The organism is Aggregatibacter kilianii (assembly GCF_003129965.1).
Taxonomy (GTDB): domain Bacteria; phylum Pseudomonadota; class Gammaproteobacteria; order Enterobacterales; family Pasteurellaceae; genus Aggregatibacter; species Aggregatibacter kilianii_A.
In genome coordinates this window covers 23,014-42,683 of sequence record NZ_NRCJ01000013.1, presented here as the reverse complement: position 1 = coordinate 42,683, position 19,670 = coordinate 23,014, and the positions used below count along the sequence as shown (strand labels likewise).

Annotated in this window: 22 protein-coding genes; 12 read left to right on the top strand and 10 right to left on the bottom strand. The window is 45.0% G+C overall.

All coding sequences use genetic code 11. The features are described from left to right. Window positions 1–46 precede the first annotated feature (46 nt). The 3 genes from DK430_RS10380 to mreD all read left to right on the top strand — a co-directional run bounded on the left by DK430_RS10380 (window position 47) and on the right by mreD (window position 2,731). Window positions 47–1,102: a rod shape-determining protein gene (locus DK430_RS10380; RefSeq protein WP_109078987.1), complete on the top strand. Its 1,056-nt coding sequence runs from the start codon at window positions 47–49 to the stop codon at window positions 1,100–1,102. Window positions 1,103–1,169: 67 nt separating this feature from the next. Continuing rightward, the gene (gene mreC, locus DK430_RS10375; protein WP_109078986.1) at window positions 1,170–2,243 is read left to right on the top strand and encodes a rod shape-determining protein MreC; all 1,074 of its coding nucleotides are present in this window, start codon (window positions 1,170–1,172) and stop codon (window positions 2,241–2,243) included. Further along, window positions 2,243–2,731: a rod shape-determining protein MreD gene (gene mreD, locus DK430_RS10370; protein ID WP_109078985.1), complete on the top strand. Its 489-nt coding sequence runs from the start codon at window positions 2,243–2,245 to the stop codon at window positions 2,729–2,731. The genes mreC and mreD overlap by 1 nt, the downstream gene beginning before the upstream one ends. A 77-nt stretch (window positions 2,732–2,808) precedes the next feature. On the opposite strand, the gene dprA is transcribed toward mreD, so the two are convergent. The 6 genes from dprA to lexA all read right to left on the bottom strand — a co-directional run bounded on the left by dprA (window position 2,809) and on the right by lexA (window position 6,291). Then, window positions 2,809–3,927: a DNA-processing protein DprA gene (gene dprA / locus DK430_RS10365; protein WP_109078984.1), complete on the bottom strand. Its 1,119-nt coding sequence runs from the start codon at window positions 3,925–3,927 to the stop codon at window positions 2,809–2,811. 191 nt (window positions 3,928–4,118) lie between these two features. Next, entirely contained in the window at window positions 4,119–4,568 is a 450-nt protein-coding gene (rplI, locus tag DK430_RS10360) for a 50S ribosomal protein L9 (protein WP_109078983.1), read from the bottom strand. 15 nt (window positions 4,569–4,583) lie between these two features. Then, a complete protein-coding gene (gene rpsR, locus DK430_RS10355) occupies window positions 4,584–4,814 on the bottom strand; it encodes a 30S ribosomal protein S18 (protein WP_005541294.1) in 231 nt (76 codons plus the stop codon). 12 nt (window positions 4,815–4,826) lie between these two features. After that, on the bottom strand, window positions 4,827–5,153 hold the full coding sequence (gene priB / locus DK430_RS10350; RefSeq protein ID WP_109078982.1) for a primosomal replication protein N: 327 nt from the start codon (window positions 5,151–5,153) through the stop codon (window positions 4,827–4,829). Next, the gene (rpsF, locus tag DK430_RS10345) at window positions 5,140–5,517 is read right to left on the bottom strand and encodes a 30S ribosomal protein S6 (protein WP_109078981.1); all 378 of its coding nucleotides are present in this window, start codon (window positions 5,515–5,517) and stop codon (window positions 5,140–5,142) included. The genes priB and rpsF overlap by 14 nt, the downstream gene beginning before the upstream one ends. A 150-nt stretch (window positions 5,518–5,667) precedes the next feature. Further along, the gene (gene lexA, locus DK430_RS10340) at window positions 5,668–6,291 is read right to left on the bottom strand and encodes a transcriptional repressor LexA (protein WP_109078980.1); all 624 of its coding nucleotides are present in this window, start codon (window positions 6,289–6,291) and stop codon (window positions 5,668–5,670) included. A gap of 209 nt (window positions 6,292–6,500) precedes the next feature. Between lexA and plsB the strand changes: the two genes are divergently transcribed. Further along, window positions 6,501–8,939: a glycerol-3-phosphate 1-O-acyltransferase PlsB gene (gene plsB / locus DK430_RS10335; protein ID WP_109078979.1), complete on the top strand. Its 2,439-nt coding sequence runs from the start codon at window positions 6,501–6,503 to the stop codon at window positions 8,937–8,939. 61 nt (window positions 8,940–9,000) lie between these two features. Here the strand turns inward: plsB and DK430_RS10330 are convergent, their stop codons facing one another. Beyond that, window positions 9,001–9,702 (bottom strand): DUF8095 domain-containing protein, encoded by a 702-nt coding sequence (locus DK430_RS10330; RefSeq protein WP_109078978.1) that lies wholly within the window; start codon window positions 9,700–9,702, stop codon window positions 9,001–9,003. An 83-nt stretch (window positions 9,703–9,785) separates the two neighbouring features. After that, window positions 9,786–11,165, bottom strand: a complete 1,380-nt coding sequence (gene ffh / locus DK430_RS10325; protein WP_109078977.1) for a signal recognition particle protein — start codon at window positions 11,163–11,165, stop codon at window positions 9,786–9,788. A gap of 153 nt (window positions 11,166–11,318) precedes the next feature. Between ffh and DK430_RS10320 the strand changes: the two genes are divergently transcribed. The 5 genes from DK430_RS10320 (at window position 11,319) to DK430_RS10300 (ending at window position 15,320) form a co-directional block, all read left to right on the top strand. After that, window positions 11,319–12,113 carry a cytochrome C assembly family protein gene (locus tag DK430_RS10320; protein WP_109078976.1) on the top strand — a complete coding sequence of 265 codons (795 nt, stop codon included), beginning with the start codon at window positions 11,319–11,321 and terminating at the stop codon, window positions 12,111–12,113. A 74-nt stretch (window positions 12,114–12,187) separates the two neighbouring features. Next, on the top strand, window positions 12,188–13,450 hold the full coding sequence (locus DK430_RS10315; protein WP_109078975.1) for an HlyC/CorC family transporter: 1,263 nt from the start codon (window positions 12,188–12,190) through the stop codon (window positions 13,448–13,450). Between the two features lie 178 nt (window positions 13,451–13,628). Then, the gene (gene exbB / locus DK430_RS10310; protein ID WP_109078974.1) at window positions 13,629–14,096 is read left to right on the top strand and encodes a TonB-system energizer ExbB; all 468 of its coding nucleotides are present in this window, start codon (window positions 13,629–13,631) and stop codon (window positions 14,094–14,096) included. 3 nt (window positions 14,097–14,099) lie between these two features. Then, window positions 14,100–14,549 (top strand): TonB system transport protein ExbD, encoded by a 450-nt coding sequence (gene exbD / locus DK430_RS10305; RefSeq protein WP_109078973.1) that lies wholly within the window; start codon window positions 14,100–14,102, stop codon window positions 14,547–14,549. 9 nt (window positions 14,550–14,558) lie between these two features. Beyond that, window positions 14,559–15,320 (top strand): energy transducer TonB, encoded by a 762-nt coding sequence (locus DK430_RS10300; protein ID WP_109078972.1) that lies wholly within the window; start codon window positions 14,559–14,561, stop codon window positions 15,318–15,320. A gap of 77 nt (window positions 15,321–15,397) precedes the next feature. On the opposite strand, the gene purB is transcribed toward DK430_RS10300, so the two are convergent. Further along, window positions 15,398–16,765 (bottom strand): adenylosuccinate lyase, encoded by a 1,368-nt coding sequence (gene purB / locus DK430_RS10295; RefSeq protein ID WP_109078971.1) that lies wholly within the window; start codon window positions 16,763–16,765, stop codon window positions 15,398–15,400. Window positions 16,766–16,788: 23 nt separating this feature from the next. Then, complete coding sequence (hflD, locus tag DK430_RS10290; RefSeq protein WP_109078970.1) at window positions 16,789–17,400, bottom strand: high frequency lysogenization protein HflD; 612 nt, start codon at window positions 17,398–17,400, stop codon at window positions 16,789–16,791. A gap of 110 nt (window positions 17,401–17,510) precedes the next feature. On the opposite strand from hflD, the gene DK430_RS10285 reads away from it, so the two are divergent. From DK430_RS10285 to DK430_RS10275, 3 genes are all read left to right on the top strand, one after another. Beyond that, window positions 17,511–17,921, top strand: coding sequence for a copper chaperone PCu(A)C (locus DK430_RS10285; protein ID WP_109078969.1), 411 nt, complete (start codon window positions 17,511–17,513; stop codon window positions 17,919–17,921). A gap of 142 nt (window positions 17,922–18,063) precedes the next feature. Continuing rightward, complete coding sequence (gene pyrR / locus DK430_RS10280) at window positions 18,064–18,600, top strand: bifunctional pyr operon transcriptional regulator/uracil phosphoribosyltransferase PyrR (RefSeq protein WP_109078968.1); 537 nt, start codon at window positions 18,064–18,066, stop codon at window positions 18,598–18,600. 71 nt (window positions 18,601–18,671) lie between these two features. Further along, a complete protein-coding gene (locus DK430_RS10275; protein ID WP_109078967.1) occupies window positions 18,672–19,598 on the top strand; it encodes a peptidylprolyl isomerase in 927 nt (308 codons plus the stop codon). Window positions 19,599–19,670 lie beyond the last annotated feature (72 nt).

Below are 19,670 nucleotides of genomic sequence, written 5' to 3'. Positions count from 1 at the left end.
CTCAAATGTGAGCATTCTTTGTTCAATTCAGCTAAACGGAATTCCTATGTTATTTAAAAAAATTCGCGGTCTATTTTCTAATGATCTTTCTATCGATCTTGGTACGGCAAACACATTAATTTATGTCAAAGGACAAGGCATTGTACTTGACGAACCTTCCGTCGTCGCCATTCGCCGTGACCGTAGCGGTTCATTAAAAAGCATTGCGGCAGTAGGTAAAGAAGCAAAACAAATGTTAGGTCGTACGCCGAAAAGCATTGAAGCTATCCGCCCGATGAAAGACGGGGTTATCGCCGACTTCTTTGTCACCGAAAAAATGTTGCAATATTTCATCAAACAAGTACACAGCGGCAACTTCATGCGCCCAAGCCCGCGCGTGTTAATCTGCGTACCGGCAGGGGCGACTCAAGTTGAACGTCGCGCCATTAAAGAATCAGCCATCGGCGCCGGCGCCCGCGAGGTATATTTAATCGAAGAACCGATGGCGGCGGCGATCGGCGCGAAATTACCGGTCTCCACTGCAACCGGCTCCATGGTTATCGACATTGGCGGCGGTACGACGGAAGTGGCGATCATTTCCTTAAACGGTATCGTGTATTCTTCTTCCGTGCGCATCGGCGGCGACCGCTTTGATGAAGCTATCGTGTCTTATATCCGCAAAACCTTCGGCTCCATTATCGGTGAACAAACTGCCGAACGGATCAAAAAAGAAATCGGTATCGCCTACATCCAAGATGAGAGCGAAATCAAAGAAATGGAAATTCACGGTTCCAACATTGCCGAAGGCGCGCCTCGCTCCATTACCTTAACTTCCCGCGATGTGTTGGAAGCCATCCGTCAACCGCTCAGCGGCATCGTTTCTGCGGTACGTACCGCCTTAGAAGAATGTCAACCGGAACACGCCGCCGATATTTTCGAGCGCGGCATGGTATTAACCGGCGGCGGTGCGTTATTGCGCAACATTGATGTTTTACTTGCGAAAGAATCCGGCGTACCGACTATCGTAGGAGAGGAACCGTTAACCTGCGTGGCACGCGGTGGCGGTGAAGCGCTTGACATGATTGATATGCACGGCGGCGATATTTTCAGTGATGAAATTTAATTTAAGCTAAACACCACAAAAAGTGCGGTAAGTTTTGACCGCACTTTTATTTAGCCCGGATTAAACAATGAAACCCATTTTCGGTAAAACACCTCCCCTAGGATTAAAGCTCTTTCTTGCCGTCACGGCCTCCATCGGTTTAATCCTGTCCGACGGTCAAACCACCACCATGATTCAAACCCGCGGTTTTCTCGAAACGGCGGTCGGCGGGCTTTATTATTTAGCCAATACGCCGCGCACCGTGCTGGACGGCGTATCCGACAATTTGGTGGACACCAACAAACTGCAAATCGAAAATAAAGTGTTAAAAGAACAACTGCGGGAAAAAAACGCCGATTTGTTGTTGCTTGACCAATTAAAAGTGGAAAATCAACGCTTACGTTTGTTGTTGAACTCACCGTTACGCATTGACGAATATAAAAAAATCGCCGAAATTCTCACTGCCGAAACCGATATTTATCGTCAACAAGTGGTGATTAACCAAGGACAAAAAGACGGTGCCTATGTCGGGCAGCCCATCATTGATGAAAAAGGGGTTGTCGGGCAAATCATTTCCGTGGGTGAAAACACCAGTCGAGTTCTCTTGATTACCGATGTCACTCACGCCATTCCGGTACAGGTTTTACGTAATGATGTGCGCTTAATTGCCAGTGGTACCGGTCACAGCGATGAACTCACCTTAGACAACGTTCCCCGTTCCGTGGACATAGAAAAAGGCGATTTACTGGTGACATCAGGATTAGGCGGGCGCTTTTTGGAAGGCTACCCTGTTGCGGTGGTCGAGTCTGTTTCCCGTGACGGGCAAAATTACTTTGCTACCGTTACCGCCAAGCCTTTAGCGTCCATCGATAAATTACGTTATGTGCTTTTATTATGGCCAACTAACGAGGATATGCGTAAAGCCAAATCCATCACACCGGAAGAAGTGCGCAAAACGGTACAACAACGTTTAGAAAATCAAGGCAGTGAAGCTAACAAAGTGAAAAAAGCCGTCGTACCGACCGAAGATAGCGAACCTTCAAATAGTACAAGCGACACGTCGGAAGAGAATACCCCGCCGACACCACCGGACGCTTCAGGGGAAAACAATGCACCGGCACCGGTGATGCCCAATGAACAACCCCATGGGGAGGAAGACTGATGGAAGGTCGTTTTATTTTCCAATGTTTCGTGCTAAGTGCCGTTTTTATTATCGCTCTGGTGATGGAAATCGCCCCTTGGCCGGTGGGTTTCCAAAGCTTTAAGCCGGCATGGATCGTGCTTGTATTTACTTACTGGACGTTATCCATTCCACATAAAGTCAGTATCGGTTGGGCATTTATTATCGGCGTCATTTGGGATTTAGTGTTAGGCTCAACACTAGGAATTCATGCGTTGGTTCTATCGGTTTTTGCCTACTTAATCAGCACGTACCACCTCATTCTGCGTAATCTCTCTTTGTGGATGCAAAGTCTTTTGGTGGTCGCATTAGTCTTTGCGATTCGTCTGAGCATCTTCTTCATTGAACTGCTGCTACATAATGCCACCTTTAACTGGCAGGAGATTTTCGGTGCCTTGGCAAGCGGAATTCTTTGGCCTTGGGTCTTTTTGTTATTAAGAAAAATCCGCCGTCAGCTGGGCATCGGTTAACTAACAAGAATGGTCACGCCGTTAAAAACGGCGTTTTTTATGACCGCACTTTTTCATCCGAAAACCTTTTTATCCAATCAAACCCGCCGATATAACCCATTTTCACCGACAATCAAATCCTGTAATTCAAGTTCTAACAATTGAATAAGAATCTGATCAATAGACAGGTTAAGCGTCGTGGATAAATCATCCGCACTCATAGGGCTATAGCCGATCTTATTGTATAGCTCGGGATGGGACGGCGTGATGGGCGGCGGTAATGCATTAGATGTCGTTTTCGAGATCCCTGAAAAGTGCGGTCGTTTTTGCGGGCGTTTTTTCCATGCTATTTGCGGTGCAAGATTTTCTAGAATATCGTCCACGTTCTCAACCAACATTGCCCCCTGTTTGATGAGCTTATGACACCCCTGGCTAAATTGACTTTGAATATTGCCGGGTAAGGCAAAGATCTCGCGATTCTGCTCTAAGGCATAACGCGCGGTAATTAACGAGCCGCTACGTTCGGTCGCTTCAATAATCAAGGTCGCTAAAGATAATCCGCTGATAATGCGATTACGACGTGGAAAATTTTCGGCAATGGGCGGTTGTAGCGGAAAAAACTCGGAAACCAACGTACCACCCTGCTCAAGAATATGCTGTGCCAACTTGCGATGTTTGGCAGGATAAACCTCTTCTAAACCGCTACCTAATACTGCAATCGTCGGCTGTTTCAAATCCACTGCCGCCTGATGACAAAAGCCATCGATCCCCAGCGCAAGTCCACTGGTAATAATGAAACCGTTAGTGGTCAATTCCGTAGCAAAATATTTTGCCCAATATTCACCGTAGTTTGAACATTGTCGGCTTCCGACAATGGCAATTTGTTGATGCGATAATACGCTTGGCTCACCTTTTACGAACAATACCGGTGGTGCGCTTTCAATTTGTTTTAATAATTCGGGATAATCGGGGTGAAAATAATCCAGAATATGATTTCCTTCTTTTTCGCCCCACAATAGCGCCGGTTCAATATAACGTTGTTCCGGCCTAAACCAGGCTTTGATTTGCTGAGCATTCCAACCAATTTGCTGAAATGCAGAGGCATCGTAATGCTGTAGATCAGTTAAATTGATTTGAGCAAGTATCTTATGAATTGAAGTGGGTCCCAGCTTTGGAATTTGCAATAAACGTAGTAAGAGTTCTAAATTTTTATTCATATTTTTCCTTACTCGGTATTTAAAAGAGGGATTATAAATGAAACAAAAATGTAGAAATAAAAAGGTTCTCAATTTTGCGATCAGGATCGTAATTTATAGAAAAGTGAATAAAGATTTGATGTATCGACAAGGCATAAATGAGCAAATAAAAAACCCGGCACAATGACCGGGCTTTTTTGTTTAGAACGAAATTATTCAGCAACGATAACAACGTTTAAGTGAGAGAAAACTTCACCATGGAATTGGAAAGTCACTTCGTGTTCGCCTAATGTACGGATTAAACCGTTTGGTAAACGAACTTCACTTTTCGCCACTTCAACGCCTTGAGCAGTGATTGCATCAGCGATGTCGCGGGTACCGATAGAACCGAATAAACGACCTTCGTCACCGGCTTTAGAAGCGATAGTTACAGAACCTAATGCCTCTAAACGTGCTGCACGGTCAGCAGCGGCGGCTAATGCTTGAGCTGCTTTTTCTTCTAATTCTGCACGACGTGCTTCGAAATGTTCAATGTTAGCTTTAGTTGCCATAACTGCTTTCCCTTGTGGGATTAAGAAGTTACGGGCATAACCGGATTTAACATTTACTTGATCGCCCACTTTACCTAAGTGTGCAATTTTATCTAAAAGAATTACTTGCATTTGACCTTCCCCTTCTTAGTGATGATGCGTGTCAGAGTAAGGTAATAACGCTAAATAACGGGCGCGTTTGATCGCGCGGGCTAATTGGCGTTGGTACTTCGCACGAGTACCGGTAATGCGGCTTGGTACAATTTTGCCGCTTTCTGAAATGTAGTTCTTTAATGTAGCGATATCTTTGTAATCGATTTCAACAACATTTTCCGCTGTGAAACGGCAGAACTTACGACGACGGAAATAACGTGCCATTTGGCTGGTCTCCTAATCTATAAATTCGATTTGCTCGGCGTGTAAGACTAATTGCGTTGACCCATTTTTTAACTGATGGGTGGTTAAAAAACCTTGAATTAAGACTTTACTGCCGACCGTAATGCCTTGAGTTTTTTCTACTAATTGATTGCCGCTGATCTGAATCGGGATTTTACACCAAGCTTGTCGCGTTAAATTCGCTTCAACTTGATTTGAACGATGTTCCAGTAAAAACTGACAATGTTCAATTCCATTCGGACTTTTGCGTCGTTTAGGATTACCGGCAACAATGCCAATAATGGATAAACGATTATCAATGTTCAAATTACTCTTCAGCATCCTCAAAATCGTTGGTTTCAACTTCAGTTGAAGCGCGACGTTCGTCTTTCGCTTTAACCATTGGGGACGCTTCGGTTACGGCGTGCTTAGTGTGGACAACAAGGCTGCGCAATACAGCATCGTTATAACGGAAAGTCGTTTCTAGCTCGTCGATTACTTGTTGAGGCGCTTCTACATTCATAAGCACATAGTGTGCTTTATGTAATTTGTTAATTGGGTATGCTAATTGACGGCGACCCCAATCTTCTAGGCGATGAATTTGACCGCCCGCTTCTTTTACAGAACCGGTGTAACGTTCAATCATGCCCGGTACTTGCTCGCTTTGGTCCGGATGAACCATAAACACGATTTCGTAGTGACGCATTACTGCTCCTTACGGGTTAATCAGCCTCCAACGTAAGACCAGTCACCAATCTTGTGGAAGCAAGGAACTAATTCGGATGTGACTGAGGGCGCAAATTATACACTGAATCGGGGCTTTTGCAATAAAAGTGCGGTTGTTTTTTCAGGTGTTTTACATCCAGGCGTTATTGCGAATGATACCTACGGCGATGCCCTCAATTTCGAAATGCGTCGGTTGGGTTAAATCCACCACAATCGGGGCAAATTCTTCATTTTCAGCATGTAAATAGATTGTGGAGCCTTTGCGCTCCAGACGTTTTACCGTCACTTCGTCTTCAATGCGCGCCACGACAACTTGCCCGTTACGTACGTCTTTGGTACTGTGCACCGCCAACAAATCACCGTCCAAAATGCCGATGTCTTTCATGGATTGGCCATAAACTTTCAGCAAAAAATCCGCCTGCGGTTTGAACATAGTCGGATCCACATGATAAGTGCCTTCAATATGTTGTTCCGCTAAAATCGGCTCCCCTGCCGCCACACGTCCGATTAACGGCAAACCGGATTCTTCTTCCGTATGACTTTCCAACAACAAGCGAATGCCACGTGACGTGCCGGAAACAATTTCAATCACGCCTTTTTTTGCCAATGCTTTTAAATGCTCTTCCGCTGCATTTGGGGAACGAAAACCGAGTTCTTTAGAAATTTCCGCACGGGTTGGCGGCATACCGGTAGTTTCAAGGTGATGTTTAAGAAAATCATAGACTTCTTGTTGTCTTGCTGTAAGTGGCTTCATAAAATTACCCTGTTATTTTATACATGAATAACTGTTATTATATACAGAAAGCAATTGGGTGCAACCTTTCTTTTGTTGAAATATAAAGGGAATCATCGCTTTCTCTTAGAATTGTGTCGGATGTCACTAATCGGGCGATATTTTTATGCTAAACTACCGCGAAATTTATTCCATAGTCAGCAAAATAACGAGATAAAAGGAAATTTATTATGGCTGCTTTTTTGAATGCTTATCGAAAATTGCTTGAATTGCCATTGTCGATTTTAGTGAAGAATAATCCGATTCCCCATAATCCCATTGAAGAATTGGAACTCAATATTACCCAACCTATTCTTTACGTTTTACCGTACACCTCCGAAACCGATTTTGTCATTTTTCGCAAAAATTGTTTAAGCGTCGGCTTACCGGATCCCTTAGAACAAAATGAAATCAACGGCAATGCCTTACCACGCTTTGTGTTTCTTGATGAGGGGCGTAGTTTCTTTAAGTCTAAAGGCGCAAAAAAAGAAACCACGGCGATTTTTAATAAATATCTGGAATTACACCGCACTTCCTCTGATTTGGATGTGCAATTGATCCCGGTTTCCGTGTTATGGGGGCGTGCGCCGGGGCGTGAAGATAAATCGGGCTTGCCGAATTTACGCCTATTAAACGGCTTGCAAAAAACCATTGCGGCACTGTGGTTCGGACGCGATACCTTCGTGCGCTTTTCACAAGCGGTATCGTTGCGTTATATGGCGCGTGAACATGGGTTCGACCAAAAAATCGCACAAAAATTAGCCCGCGTAGCCAAAATGCACTTTGCAAAACAGCGAATTTCCGCTACAGGTCCGCGCTTGCCCAATCGTCAGGCGATGTTCAATAAGTTATTGCAACAACCTGTGATTTTGGCCGCTATTGAAGATGAAGCGAAAAGCAAAAATATCAGCGTGGAAAAAGCCCGTAAAGAAGCGGAGAAAATTCTTGATGAAATTGCCGCAAACGTCAGTTACGAAGGCTTACGCGTAGCGGATCGTTTCCTGCGTTGGTTGTGGAATAAGTTGTATCAAGGCATTGAAGTGGAAAATGCCGATCGCGTGCGCAAACTGGCGTTGGAAGGGCATGAAATCGTCTATGTGCCTTGCCACCGTAGCCATATTGACTATTTATTGCTGTCTTATGTGCTATATCACCAAGGCTTGGTGCCGCCCCATATTGCCGCAGGGATTAACCTGAATTTCTGGCCGGTGGGCGGTATGTTCCGTCGCGGTGGGGCGTTTTTCATTCGACGTACGTTCAAAGGTAACCGTTTATATTCCACTATTTTCCGTGAATATTTGGCGGAATTGTTCCATCGTGGCTATTCGGTGGAATATTTTATTGAAGGCGGTCGCTCCCGCACCGGGCGCCTGCTGGCACCTAAAACCGGCATGATGTCTATGACCCTACAGGCATTACAACAGCAACAGAGCCGTTCCATTACCGTGGTACCGGTGTATGTGGGCTATGAACACGTTTTAGAAGTGGACACTTACGCGAAAGAATTGCGCGGCGCGGCGAAAGAAAAAGAAAATGCCGGCTTGGTGTTGCGCGTGATTAAGAAATTGCGCAATTTAGGCAAAGGCTATGTGAATTTCGGTGAACCGATCACGTTAAGCAACTATTTGAACCACCATTTCCCGGAATGGAAAGAACCTTTGGAAGATCGCCCGCAATGGTTTAACAAAGCGGTAGATGCCGTTTCCAATCAAGTGATGGTAAACATTAATAAAGCCGCTGCGGTCAATGCGATGAACCTGACCGGCACGGCGTTATTATCTTCCCGTCAGCGCGCTTTGTCCCGCGAACAATTATTGGAACAGCTTTCCAGCTATCAACAATTCCTGCAAAACGCGCCTTATTCCGACGATGTGGTGGTGCCGACGGAAAACCCGGAAATCATGCTGGATCATGTGTTAAGTCTTGATCGTGTGGGCATCTTGCTGGAAAAAGACAATTTCGGTGAAATCGTGCGCTTGGAACGTTCTTCAGCGGTGTTAATGACCTATTACCGCAACAATATCCAGCATTTATTTGTATTGCCGTCCTTAGTAGCGAGTATTGTATTGCATTATGAAGCCATTCAGAAAAATCTGGTATTGGATGCGGTGTTGAAAATTTATCCGTTCTTGCGTAGCGAATTGTTCTTACATTTCAGCCAGGAACAATTAAGCGAACGGGTAGAACAAATTATTGCCGAACTGCAACGGCAAAATATCATTAAACGCAATGAAAATATGCTGGCGATTAACAAGCCTAATATTCGGATGCTTCAACTTTGGTCGGCGGGCGTGCGCGAAATTTTGCAACGCTATTACATTACCGTGAACTTACTGCAAAATAACCCGTTGATATCCCGTGCAAATCTGGAAAAAGAAAGCCAATCTGTCGCGCAACGTTTGTCCGTTCTGCATGGCATTAATGCACCGGAATTCTTTGATAAAGCGGTCTTCTCGGCATTTACCAACAGCTTGAAAGATCAGGGCTATTTCAATGAAAGCGGCACCGCCAATACGGAGAAATTACAGGAATTGGCAGATATTCTCACCCACCTCATTTCCACCGAAATTTGCTTAACCATTAACGGCGCAGTGACGAAAGTGGAAGAAAAGGAACATGACGAGAATTAATTAACAACATAAAAGTGCGGTCATTTTAAAAAACGTTTTTTGTGACCGCACTTCAGCTTTTCTAGCGACAAATAATGTTAGTAAAGATAGTCGCTTTTTCTTTTAAGTTAGCTAACGCCAATTGTTGCCCTTGTTTCGCTTCATGCTTCTTGCTTTCGGCGACAAAGGCGCTACTCCCCGTCACTAAAGGTTTATAATTCATATCCTTGATATCTTGCTTAGAAATCGTGGCACTTAATAAAATCGTGTAATAGTTATCGTAGTCTTGGTAATAATTCGTTGCCATTTTAACTTTTACACCATTTTTACCATTAAAATCAGTACACATTGATTTTTTCGCCGTAAATTCTGCATGGGCAAGTCGTCCCTTACCAAACTCATAGAAATCGATTTTCTTCGCTTTTGCAAGTTTGTTTACATCTTCTTTTTGATGCGGGCTTAAACTGTTAGCATTTTCCGTTCCAAAGTATATTGCCATGCTATTGACGTGAGCATCGTAAATGTAATACAGATTCCCAATTAAATCTTCGACGCCTTGAGCACCTTTCCGATAAGCTCTTCCTACACTGTCCGTACGCGTTTCATTCGGGTGAGATTGCGCATATGCGGTAGTTGTACTAACGAAAGAGATATATTGAGTAGATTGATCAATATCTTTATAGGGACGCCAATTTGGTGAGTCATCACTCAAACCGAGTTCACTCATTGAACAGGCGGTGAGTGATAATACGGTGCCTAATAATAAGAGAGTTTTCTTTTTCATTTGATTTTCCTCATTATGTTGAAGGTCTTAGATAGTAAAAGTGCGGTTAAAAATTTCTTCGTTTTTAACCGCACTTTATTTTTCTAACGTCTAAACATTCCGCCTAATCCGCCGAGTCCGCCGCCCATTAAGCCTTGCATGCCGCGCATCATTTTTGCCATGCCGCCTTTACGCATTTTCTTCATCATGCGTTGCATTTCGTCGAATTGTTTGAGCAATTTGTTGACATCCTGCACCTGCGTGCCGGAGCCGAGGGCAATGCGACGACGACGGGAGCCTTTGATCATGTCAGGGTTGGCGCGTTCTTTTAAGGTCATTGAGTTGATAATGGCTTCCAGTTTGTTAAACATTTTGTCGTCCACCTGATTTTTCACATGATCCGGTAAGTTTTTCGCGCCCGGCAGTTTTTCCAAAATGGACATCATGCCGCCCATTTTCTTCATTTCGCGTAATTGTTCGCGGAAATCTTCCAGCGTAAAATCGTCGCCTTTTTTGAATTTTTGCGCCATCTTTTCCGCTTTTTCACGGTCAACGGAGCGTTCCAAATCTTCAATCAGGGAAAGCACATCGCCCATGCCGAGAATACGTGACGCAACACGATCGGGATGGAAAGGCTCCAGCGCATCGGTTTTTTCGCCAACTCCGAGGAATTTAATAGGCTTGCCGGTAATTTGGCGAATGGATAACGCCGCACCGCCGCGCGCATCGCCGTCCACTTTGGTGAGAATTACACCGGTCAACGGAAGCGCTTCATTGAACGCTTTTGCCGTATTCGCCGCATCCTGACCGGTCATGGCATCCACGGTGAACAGGGTTTCAATGGGATTTAAGGCCGCATGAACCTGTTTGATTTCATCCATCATTTCGTTGTCAACGTGCAAACGACCCGCCGTATCCACGATCAGCACATCGTAGAATTTCAGTTTGGCTTCCGCCAATGCCGCTTTAGCAATATCCACCGGTTTTTGTTTCACGTCGGACGGGAAGAAATCCGCGTTCACGCCTTGAGCAAGGGTTTCCAACTGCTTGATCGCAGCAGGGCGGTAAACGTCAGCAGAGACTACCAACACTTTCTTTTTATGGCGTTCGCGCAGGAATTTCGCCAGTTTCCCCACGCTGGTGGTTTTACCCGCCCCTTGTAAACCCGCCATTAAAATCACGGCAGGCGGTTGGGTCGCTAAATTCAGGCTTTCGTTGGCTTCGCCCATTGCCGCTTCCAATTCGGCTTGCACGATTTTGACGAATTCCTGACCCGGTGTCAGGCTTTTGTTCACTTCCACGCCAATGGCGCGTTCTTTCACTTTATTAATAAAATCGCGCACCACCGGCAATGCCACGTCGGCTTCCAGCAATGCCATACGCACTTCGCGTAAAGTCTCTTTAATGTTGTCTTCGGTTAAACGCCCACGTCCGCTGATGTTGCGCAGGGTTTTGGAAAGGCGATCGGATAAATTCTCAAACATAATATTTCCTGTGGTTAAATCGGAAAGGGATCATCGGTAAAATGGCGTTCATTATACTGAAATTCCGCATCTTTTCACGCCTGAAATAAATTAATGGCGATTTTAACCCGATGTCGCTAGAATAAAACGCCAAAGAAACATGGGATACGATTTATGTGGATTGCCGTTTTATCAATGAGTTTTTATTTAATCAGCGTGTTGTTGATTACGCCGATGTTATTAAATTCGCAGACTAATGGTGAACAAACCAAGCCGAAAAAAACACTTTTTTTTCTGACCGCACTTTTTGCCATTATTTTTCACATCATCAGCACCTTCCCGTTATTGCGCGATCTCGCCGGTGGGCAAACCTTCACGATTATGGAAGTGGCGTCCTTAATGAGCGTCATTATCGCGCTGTTAGCCACCCTTGCCATGTTGCGCGTAAACACCATGTGGTTTGTGTTGCCTATCGTCTATTGTTTTTCTATCGTTAACTTGGTTTATGCCACCTTTATTCCAAGCCACATTATTCAATTGCTTAATCAAGATACATCCATGTTATTTCACATTGCATTGTCGATTTTTGCCTATGCGGTGTGCTGTATCGCCACCTTGTACGCCATTCAACTGGGATGGATTGATCGTCGTTTAAAAGCCAAGAAAATGAGCTTCTCCCCGATGGTGCCGCCATTGATGACGGTAGAACGCCATTTTTTCGGTCTGCTGGTAAGCGGCGAAATATTGCTCACGCTCACCTTAATTTCCGGCACGTATCACCTGCTTCACGCTATCACCCCGGATAACCTGCACAAGGGCTTGTTTTCATTACTCGGTTGGATTGTGTTCGGCATCGCCATTTTAGGGCACAAGAAATACCGCTGGCGTGGAAAAAAGATGATTATTTACGCTATTTCGGGTATGATTTTGCTCACGATTGCTTACTTTGGCAGTCGATTGATTGTGTAACATCAAAGGATGAGAGAAAAGTGCGGTGAGTTTTTCCCGCATTTTTTATTTTCAATTAACACAAGGATTTTACGTTGGACAGTATTCCCCTTAGTACGTTATTTATTATTTTAATTGTTTGTTTGGTGCTTTCCGCCTATTTTTCTGGTTCCGAAACCGGTTTGCTTTCGTTAAATAAATATCGCCTGCGCTTTTTAGCCGAACAAGGCAATAAAGGCGCGCAAAAAGCGGAAAAGCTCTTAATCAAACCGGATAACCTATTAAGTTTTATTCTTATCTTCAACAATTTAGTCAACATTAGCGCCTCCGCTATCGCTACCATGATCGGAATGCGCTTATACGGCGACGCAGGCGTAGCGATTGCTACCGGCGTGCTGACCTTCGTGATGTTGATTTTCTCCGAAATTTTCCCGAAAACCGTGGCGGCGATGTACCCGGAAAAAGTGGGGCTGACCACCAGCCATTTATTAATTCCGCTCATTAAAATTTTCTCTCCGTTAGTCTGGATCATGAATTTATTTACCAAAAGCTTAATGCGTTTGGTGGGGTTGAAACCGGATTTGAAAAAACAGGTAATCAGCCGCGAAGAGTTACGCAGTATCGTAACCGAAGCGGGTGAAGCTACGCCGGATGAACAGCATCCACAAATGTTGCTGTCCATTTTAGACATGGAAACCGTCACGGTAGACGACATTATGGTGCCACGCAATGAAATCGGCGGCATCGATATTGACGATGACTGGAAAGCCATCATGCGCCAATTGAATCATGCGGCACATAACCGCGTGGTGCTGTATAAAGGCAGCATGGACGAAAACGTGCTGGGCATTTTGCGTGTGCGCGAAGCTTTCCGTTTGTTACTGGAAAAAAATGAATTTACTAAGGAAACCCTGATTCGCGCCGCAGATGAAGTGTATTTCATCCCCGAAAGCACACCATTAAAAGCGCAATTGGCAAACTTCCGTCAGCGTAAGGAACGTATCGGCTTAGTGGTGGACGAATACGGCGACATTAAAGGGTTGGTCACGTTGGAAGATATTTTGGAAGAAATCGTCGGCGAATTTACCACCTCTAATGCGCCGACCATTGATGAGGAAGTCACCCAACAATCGGACGGTTCCATTATTATCGATGGCTCCGCCAATTTGCGCGACTTAAATAAAATGTTTCACTGGAACTTGGATACGGAAGAAGCCCGCACCTTTAACGGTTTAATTTTAGAGCACTTAGAGGAAATTCCACACGAAGGCACGGTGTGCGAAGTAAACGGTTTGCAGGTCACCGTGTTGGAAGTCAGTGACAATATGATTAAACGGGCAAAAGTGATTAAACTCTAACATCAGAATTGAATAAAAGCTGAAGCGATGAAGCCTATTTCATCGCTTTTTTATTTGTAAATTTCAATTTACAAAGAGGCATAGATCCTTATAATAAATGCGATTAATTATCAGTTAAAAAAGGATATGATTTATATTCTTTTTTCTATTCAGCGCATATTTCAAAAGGGAAAAACAAATGCCGCAAATTTTCGAATTCTTACAAAATTACAGTGACTATATTATTATCGGCTTATTGCTATTTATGAGTATTTTAATGCTCACCATGGTCATTGAACGCTTCCTCTTTTTATCCCGCGTTAAAGTCAGCCAATATTCCACCATCTATGCACTTGAAATCGACTTGAACCGCAACCTTACCGTTATTTCCACCGTGGGCGCCAATGCACCTTATGTGGGTTTGTTAGGGACAGTTATTGGGATCTTACTGACCTTCTATCAAATCGGACAATCCGGTGGTGAAGTGGATGCCGGTGAAATCATGTTGCACCTCTCTTTAGCCTTAAAAGCCACCGCACTGGGTATTTTGGTGGCAATTCCTTCCATGATTTTCTATAACGCCCTTGGACGTAAAGTGGAAGTCAACCGCTTGAAATGGAAAGTGCTAAATTCACAAAAACATAAAGAAGACCAAGATAAGGAATAACCCGTGAAAAAGTTTGATGAAATCAACATTATCCCGTTCATTGATATTATGTTGGTCTTGTTGGCTATCGTGCTCATCACCGCTTCTTTTATTTCTCAGGGCAAAATCCAGGTGAATGTGCCGAAAGCCAGTTCTTCCGTGGCATTCAAATCCAACGAATTGGCGAAATTGTTAACGGTAACGGCAAAAGGCGAATTATATTTCAATGACAAGCCGACTAATCTTGAAAGTTTGGAAAGCGAAATTGCCGGTTGGGATAAACAGCAAAAAGTGACATTAAAAATCGATTCGGAGGCCACCTTCCAAGATTTCGTTTCCGTGACGGATTTATTGGCGAAAAACGAAATTAAAGATGTAGCGATTGTGGCAACCAAAGATAATGGTGCTACCAAACCGAAAGCCGCCGACGGGCAATCCGCTAAACCTGCAGAGCAGCCGCCTGCCGGCAATTAGGAGCATATTATGCAAACAGCAAAGCGTTTACTGTTAAGTTTGCTTTTGTCTCTGCTTATTCACGCCGCCATTGTTTATCTGTTGTTCTGGAGTCACATAACAAAATCGGATTTCAGCGCCAATAGCGTTGCAGGTGAATTATCCACCAGCATTTCCATGGAAATGTTAATGGCGCAAGTGGAAGCGGAACCGCCACCACCGGTGGAAGAAAAAGCACCTGAGCCGGAAAAACAGGAAACCGTGGATGATCCAACGGTAAAACCGGAGCCACCGAAAGTTGAGAAACCGAAAGAGCCGGAAAAACCAAAAGAGAAGCCGAAAGAAAAACCAAAGGAAAAACCGAAAGACAAGCCTAAACCAAAACCAAGAACGGATGTACCTGTGGGCGATAGAACTGTGGATTCCAATGCTTCGGTGAATTCTAAAGCCACCTCCACCGGCCCGGTCACCACCAATAACCCGAATTTGGCGGGAAGCGGAGCTAATAGCGATGAGAGAAATGCCTATTTATCCGCCATACGACGCGAAATCGAGAAGCATAAACGCTATCCTGCGCGAGCAAAAATGATGCGCAAACAAGGCATTGTGACCGTTTCGTTTTCTATCGGCGCAGACGGTTCGATTAGCGGTGCAAGCATTGTAAAAAGTTCGGGGACAGAAGATTTGGATAATGCCGCATTAAGCGCGGTAAACAGCGCCAGATCCATCGGTCCGCGCCCGGCGGGTATCAGCGCGTCCATTAGTGTGCCGATCAGCTTCAAAATTAACTGATTGGTCTTAAATAAAAAAGTGCGGTCACTTTCTTCGGTGTTTTTTAAGGGCGTATTCAATACGCCCTTTTCTTTCTCTTATAGTTTTTCCACCAGTTCCACGGCGGCACCAATGTAGCCGGCAGGGGTAAGTTGTTGCAGGCGGGCTTTTTCTTCTGTCGGGATATCTAATTTTTCAATGAAATCAAACATGGCTTTGGCATCTACGCGTTTGCCACGGGTTAATTCTTTCAGTTTTTCGTATGGCTTTTCAATGCCGTAACGGCGCATTACGGTTTGAATCGGCTCGGCGAGCACTTCCCAGTTTTGATCCAATTCTTCGCGTAAATGGTCCTCGTTCACTTCCAGTTTGCTGATGCCTTTTTGGGTGGCGGCGTAAGCGATTAAACAATAGCCTAAACCCACGCCGAGGTTGCGCAACACGGTGGAGTCCGTTAAGTCGCGTTGCCAGCGGGAAATCGGTAGTTTGCTGCCCAAGTGCGCCATCACGGCGTTTGCCAAACCAAGGTTGCCTTCGGAGTTTTCAAAATCGATCGGATTGACTTTATGCGGCATCGTGGAGGAACCGATTTCACCCGCAATCGTGCGTTGTTTGAAGTGATTTAACGCAATGTAGCCCCACAGGTCGCGGTCAAAGTCAATCATGATGGTATTGAAACGTGCGACGCAATCGAACAATTCGGCAATGTAATCGTGCGGTTCGATTTGCGTGGTATACGGGTTCCAAGTAACGCCCAAAGAGGTCACAAATTCTTCGCTGAATTGGTGCCAATCAATGTCCGGATAGGCGGATAAATGGGCGTTGTAATTTCCTACTGCGCCGTTAATTTTGCCAAGGATTTCAAGTTGTTGAAGTTGTTTATATTGACGTCTTAAGCGATACACCACGTTTGCCATTTCTTTACCCACGGTAGTCGGCGAGGCAGGTTGACCGTGCGTACGGGAAAGCAACGGGATGCGCTTATATTGCTCTGCAAGTGCGGTGATTTTTTCGATTAAATTTAACCATTCCGGCAACAGCACGTTATCCCGTGCGGTGCTTAACATCAAAGCGTGCGACAAATTATTAATGTCTTCGGAGGTACAGGCAAAATGAATAAACTCGCTGATTGCCGCCAATTCAGGCAATGCGGCGCTTTTTTCTTTCAGGAAATATTCCACCGCTTTCACATCATGATTAGTGGTCTTCTCGATTTCTTTAATACGTTCCGCATCAATAATGCTGAAATTTTCTACAATGCTGTCCAGGTAATCGTTTGCTTCCTGTGACAAAGAGGGAGCTTCGGTAATTTGTGCGGTCGCCGCCAGTTTTTGTAGCCAGCGGACTTCCACCGTCACGCGGAATTTTAATAACCCGAATTCGCTGAAAATACCACGTAAAGCGGCGGTTTTGTCCTGATAACGTCCGTCAATAGGGGAAAGTGCGGTTAATGCGCTGAGTTGCATAGCATGAAGCTCCATGAGTTAAATTAAAGAGAAGAGAGAATCTGTTGTGCTGTGGCAGCGATTTTGCTGCGAAAGAACAAGAGTTGCCATTTCGTTCCGCCCACTTGTTGCCACAAAATCGCCGAGCGAATGCCGGCTAACAAGGCGGCACGAATGCGATTTTGCGTGCCTAATTGCTGCAAATATTGGGTGACGCCGGTGACTTGAATGCGACGACCTAACGGGCTGATGACATCCACATAAATGCCGGCAAAATTGGACAGCATTTGTTCGTCCAGTAAATGATAGTGTTCCAGTTGCGTCGGGAGATATTGCACACGACGCGCCAATTCCTGTTTGGCTTCAGGCGTTTTATTCAATTTGCCCGCCAACGCCAATAAACTCAACCAGTAACGCCCCAGTTCAGGCTCGCTGCCGTTGAGTTGCTCACAAAGCGTGGTTAAACCCAGTTTCAGATGATGTTCATCGCCGCCGAAGACATCTAATGTGGTGTTCGGCGCGGTTTGTAACAAACTGTTTAGCGAGGTTTCCAGTGCCTGAGGATCAGCTTCACCGTTTAATGCCAGTTGTTGAACTAATTTTGCCGCTTGGCATACGCCGGCAAGGGCGAGGGTAATGTCGTAATAATTTGCCATTGAGGTTTTACAGAATTGAGTCATCGGAAAATTGGGCGGTAATATAGCATTTTTCTGTTATAGTTTAAAGGCAATCGGCACCGCCGCTTAACATCATAAAGGAGAAAATCATGCGGACTCTGTTAAAAACGTTGCTTTTTTTGACCGCACTTTTACCGCTTTGCATCTCTGCAAAAATCAGCGTAGAAAACGCCACTGTCTTCGCTACCCATAGTGCCGATGAACCCAGTGCCATTTTTATGAATTTACACAATGACGCTAAGGATCCCGTCAATCTTGCTCTGGCGCAAAGCCCGCAAGCGGCACGTCTTGAGTTGCACGGTATGCAAAACGGCAAAATGCTCAATGTTTCCGGCATTGAAATCCCCGCCAACGGCAACACGCAGTTAAAACGCGGCGGCTTGCACATTATGGTGTTTGAATCCGCTAAGGCGTTACGGGCGGGCGAAAAATTTCCGTTGCTGCTGATGTTTGATAATGGAGAGCGGGTTGAGGTTGAGGCGGATGTGGTCGAGCGCTAAGTTTTTTGGGAAAAGTGCGGTCATTTTTTTGTGTGTTTCTTTTGGTTACTTTTCTTTACACAAGTAAAGAAAAGTAACGATAATTATGATATGTTACCTCCACTTCCACTTTTTCTAACAAAACAACCTAAACTAAAATCCTATGGAAAAAATCATTATCGACGAAAATCAGTTCCTTCGAACCGTTTCCCGTATTTCCCACGAGATTATTGAAAAACATCAGACGCTGGATAATTTGGTTATTGTCGGGATTAAGCGCCGCGGTGCGGAAATTGCCGAGCTGATTAAGAATAAAATCAAATCCTTAACCCAAACGGAAATTCCGTCTTTCGATTTGGACATTACGTTTTATCGCGATGATCTTGAACCGGCGCGAGAGGAGCAAGTGCCCGTTTATAGCGGAGCATCCGATTTCATTAATATTCAGCATAAAGAAGTGATTTTGGTGGACGATGTGCTGTTTACCGGACGCACTATTCGCGCCGCGTTGGATGCGTTGGTGGATTTTGGACGGGCTGCGAAAGTGGAATTGGTGATTTTGGTGGATCGCGGTCATCGTGAGTTGCCGATTCGTGCAGATTATGTGGGCAAGAACGTACCGACCAGCCGTAGCGAAAATATTCAGGTACGCACCATGAAGTTCGACCAATGCTACGAAGTGGCGTTGCTGTCCAAATAAAGTTTGTGAACCTTTGGCAAAATTGATAATCTAACCAGTAATTTCAACCTTATAACGGAATATTAACGCATATGAATTTGAAGTCAGTTTTGTTTGCCGCCGTCGGCTTTTTGGCTTTTGCCGCTAACGTTCAGGCAGAGGAAAAAGTGGTCGCCACCGTTAATGGCATTCCGGTGTTGGAAAGCCAGGTGCAAAGCGTGATCAATAAGAAAACCAACGATCGTCAGGGAGCGTTGAACAAAGTCATCGATGATATTTTGGTGGATCAGGCGGTAAAAGAATCGGGCGTAAAAGTGAATAACGCGCAAATTGATCAAATTATTGAAGGCATCGCGGCGCAAAACGGCTTAACTTTTGGTCAGTTACTGGATGCGCTGGATTATCAAGGTATTAGCTATCGCGCTTATCGCCAACAAATCGCGCAACAAGTGATGATGTCCGAAGTGCGCAACCATGCCATCAGTCAAAGTGTGGATGTGTCCCGCGAACAGGTTGAAGCACTCGCCAAGAAAATGTTAGACGAAGCGAAAGCCAAAGGTACCGTGACGCAAGCCACCGATACGCAGTATGAAGTGCGTCATATCTTATTGAAACTCAATCCGTTATTAAACGACGCACAAGCTAAGGCACAACTTGAACAAATCCGTGCGGACATCGTCGCCGGCAAAACCACGTTCGCCGATGCGGCGTTAAAATATTCCAAAGATTATTTATCCGGTGCGAACGGCGGAAGTCTTGGTTATGCCTTCCCGGAAATGTACGTCGGTCCGTTCAATCAGGCGGTGCGTACGACCAAACAAGGCGTCATCAGCGCGCCGTTTAAAACCGAATTCGGTTGGCACATTTTGGAAGTGACCAACACCCGTCAGGCAGACCGTACGGAAGACGCTTATCGTCAGAAAGCCTATGAGCAAATCGTTAATCAACAATTGCAGGATTCGGCACGCGACTGGGTGCAGGCATTGCGTAAACGAGCGGACATTAAATACATAAATTAACGGAAATCCCGACCCTAAGGTCGGGATTTTGTTTTATAATGCACCGCACTTTTCGTTATTTTTATAAGATCT